The sequence below is a fragment of the Acinetobacter sp. YH16042 genome, from assembly GCF_013417245.1.
Lineage (GTDB): Bacteria > Pseudomonadota > Gammaproteobacteria > Pseudomonadales > Moraxellaceae > Acinetobacter > Acinetobacter amyesii.
Window position 1 is genome coordinate 1 of record NZ_VPEJ01000096.1, and the last position, 2004, is coordinate 2004.

General features: G+C 34.5%; 2 protein-coding genes, 1 rRNA gene and 1 pseudogene. All 4 read right to left on the bottom strand.

Features of this window, described 5'->3' with window-relative positions; translation table 11 throughout:
* Nucleotides 1–138: pseudogene (locus FTV37_RS17175) on the bottom strand (IS5/IS1182 family transposase); the annotation flags it as partial.
* Nucleotides 139–227: 89 nt separating this feature from the next.
* Nucleotides 228–668, bottom strand: coding sequence for a hypothetical protein (locus FTV37_RS17180; protein ID WP_180064327.1), 441 nt, complete (start codon nucleotides 666–668; stop codon nucleotides 228–230).
* 21 nt (nucleotides 669–689) lie between these two features.
* Nucleotides 690–1559 (bottom strand): IS982 family transposase, encoded by an 870-nt coding sequence (locus tag FTV37_RS17185; protein WP_180064328.1) that lies wholly within the window; start codon nucleotides 1557–1559, stop codon nucleotides 690–692.
* Nucleotides 1560–1899: 340 nt separating this feature from the next.
* Nucleotides 1900–2004, bottom strand: a 5S ribosomal RNA gene (rrf, locus tag FTV37_RS17190); the annotation flags it as partial.

Genomic DNA, 2004 nt, shown 5'->3' on the forward strand with positions numbered 1-2004 from the left:
CCAAGGACAGCCTGTTCTAATTCGAAATAAAATCGCTTCAATAAAATTCCGTAAATTTAATTTGAGATAAATATTAAAGTGACGGAAAATAGCAAGTAACTTGGACCAGTGTTGATCATTTAGCATTATTCGAGGCATAGCGAGTGTAAAATTGGGTTTGGCGATTTAATTTTACTATCTCGCTATTTTTTTAATCAACAAATGTCAACAGACCCTAATCTCTTCAATTATTTCATAGATTGACGCATTTTATCTTCATCAAAATATTGCGCAAATGATGCAATACGTTTTTCAACAATTGGATTTTTCATCAGATTTTCAGCTGCACGATTTCCCAATAGTTCAAATGCTTTACCTAGAGCATTTGTTCCTTCATTTTCTGTAACAGCTTTGATTTCAGCATTACAACGTTTAGTAAATAAATCTTGAAATAGAATAGCCATATTTTTATCAATTTTTTGTATCTCAACTGGCGTTACTTTACTATATTTAGAAATTTCTGGATGTGCTGAAAATGCCAAATAAATCCAAGCTGTTAAGTTCTGACTCTCTTTTGCTGAAATTTTATTTACCAAACATTCACTTAGTTTACCCTGATACACACCGGTTGTAGTATTGAAAGAAACAAATGCAAATAAAACTGTAGCTAATAATTTTTTTAAAAACATCTTAAATAACCCGAATCCTTTTTAAGCCAATGACTGCATAATTTGAATTGTGGGCTTATGCTGCTGAGTTAATTGGTATGCACATAGTGATGCGTAAATACCACTTAAAAAGCCTGAGATACTTCTAGCTCTACTCGTCACCAAATTGTATTGACCTTTCAATAAGCTGAATAACGTTTCTATTTTATTACGTTGTTTTAAGTGATATGCATCTGATGTACAGAGTTGAACAGACCGCATGTTCTTTCGATGATAAGTAATTAAATCAATACCTTGTTCTTTTAATCTGTTTTTTAAATCCTGACTGATATAACCACGATCCGCGTAAAGCTTTGCTTCCAAGCCTTCAACCAAATGCTCAACCATTCTTATGTCAGCCACATGTCCATTGGATAATGCTGAACAAACGACTTCTCCAAGTTGATTCATCATAATATGTAATTTACAGCCGTAGAACCAACCCATCGAGCTTTTACCACGAGATGCAATTTCTGCTAGAGATTTATGGCTTTGAATTCGTTGATTTTTACAGACAGGTAAAGTGGTTGAGTCAATCCATAAATATTGGCTCCGTTGACCTTTCATTAAGGCTACATGTAAAGCATGTAGTGCCAACTGGTGCGTATTAATGAGGTGAATCAGCCGTTGGTAACAGGGTAAGCTCTTAAATAAAGAGCTTTTATCCTGCCTTAGCCATGTGAAAAATGCTTTGAAATTAGTGAAATGAGAGCATTTATACCAAATAGCAATAAAGGTGATTTCTGAAAGACTCAAGTGAGCCGCTCGAATTCTTGAGAAACGATGGCTTTGCTTAAGGAATTGCCAATAAGTTGCTTCAAATTTAAGAAAGAAATCATCAATTACGCAAAATAATTCGGTACTATTAAACATGAGGATAGAGTTGTGAGTTTTGTGTGGTAACTCAACTGATGGCTCTAGTCCTCATATTTTTCAAGTCAATTTCTTATCCGCGATTCGGGTTAAATACCCTATATATTATTAAAGAGACAAACGATTTTATTATATTGATTTATTACACATTTTCATTAGCAAAACATTTTAAATGATATAAAAGAGTTCTAGACGAGTTTATTGTTGATCGGCCTTATTCTTTTTAAATATCTATCATTTCCCAGTTTGTCTTTCTGCTTTTCTTATTATTTTTTTCTTCCCTTTTCATCACGCATAAAAAAACACCCCCTGCACGAGTCAGGGGGTGTTTCGAATAATGAGCTGGCGATGACTTACTCTCACATGGGTAACCCCACACTACCATCAGCGCTAAGAGGTTTCACTTCTGAGTTCGGGAAGGGATCAGGTGGTTCACTCTTGCTAT

Coding starts and splice junctions, on each gene's coding strand:
- FTV37_RS17185 (WP_180064328.1), bottom strand. CDS start 1,559: ATGTTTAATAGTACCGAATTATTTTGCGTAATTGATGATTTCTTTCTT.
- FTV37_RS17180 (WP_180064327.1), bottom strand. CDS start 668: ATGTTTTTAAAAAAATTATTAGCTACAGTTTTATTTGCATTTGTTTCT.